Source organism: Photobacterium pectinilyticum (assembly GCF_024357955.1).
In the GTDB taxonomy this organism is placed as follows: Bacteria; Pseudomonadota; Gammaproteobacteria; order Enterobacterales; family Vibrionaceae; genus Photobacterium; species Photobacterium pectinilyticum.
On the sequence record NZ_JANEYT010000190.1, the window covers coordinates 1 to 980 of the forward strand.

At 48.2% G+C, this 980-nt stretch carries 1 protein-coding gene; it reads right to left on the reverse strand.

Translation table 11 applies throughout. The annotated features are described in order from the left end of the window. Positions 1 to 875, reverse strand: an 875-nt coding sequence (locus tag NHN17_RS25820; RefSeq protein ID WP_255045534.1) for an IS30 family transposase, incomplete at its 3' end; no start/stop codon positions are given. Between the last annotated feature and the right edge of the window lie 105 nt (positions 876 to 980).

Sequence of the window (980 nt, forward strand, 5' to 3'; positions counted from 1 at the left end):
TTTATCCTTGATTGGGCAAGTTCGATATCTTCATCAGTGACCGTTCTCAAGTCCGTACCTTTTTTCACATATTGCCGTAAAAGCCCGTTAGCGTTTTCATTCGCGCCTCGCTCCCAAGAGCTGTAGGGATGAGCAAAGTAAAGTTTAGCTTTCAGCGCCTCGGCAATTGTCTGATGACCTGCAAACTCATGACCGTTATCGGCTGTGATCGTGTGTACGAGATGTTTGTACGGCATCAACATCTTAATTGTCGCTTTCGTCACTTCAACTGCTGATTTAGAAGCCACTTTTTTAGCGAGATAAAACCGGCTCTTGCGCTCCAAAATCGTGACTATTGCACCCGTCCCGTGCTTGCCCAATACGGTGTCAATTTCCCAGTCCCCAAATCGCTCGCGGCTATCCACGACCGATGGACGCTCGTCGATTGAAACCGCATGCTTAATCGTTGGTGCCTTAACTCTCTGCCCCTTCCGATAACGTTTATGACCTTGCCTTAAGTGGCGATAAAGCTTGCCACCTGTACGCTTATCAAGTGCGATGTGCTGGTAAATCCACTCATGGCTAACAGGCGCGCCAGCGCTCGTTAGAACATTGGCAATTTGCTCAGGGCTCCAATCGATACCCAGCAATAGCTTGATGAACTCAATGCGTTCCCTAGGTATTCGATATTTGCGAGCCGATTTTCGCCTACTCATGGTTGAGGCTTCGGCCTGCTCGGGACAATAGCGGCCACTTGTTCGATTTCTTTTTAACTCACGATAGATCGTGGCTCGGTGACACTTCACCCTCTTGGCAATATCAGAGACTGATATTCCCAGTTCCAAAAGGGCAGAAATCTGGTATCTTCTCCCCTCAGTCAACTGCTGATAACTCATGGTAGTACTGCTTGTTTCTTTGGCGAGAAGAGCGTACCACTTTCGGCAGTTGGCTTCCTCTTTTACACCTTCCCATGAGTGTCGCACTTATTATCTGAATTCAGG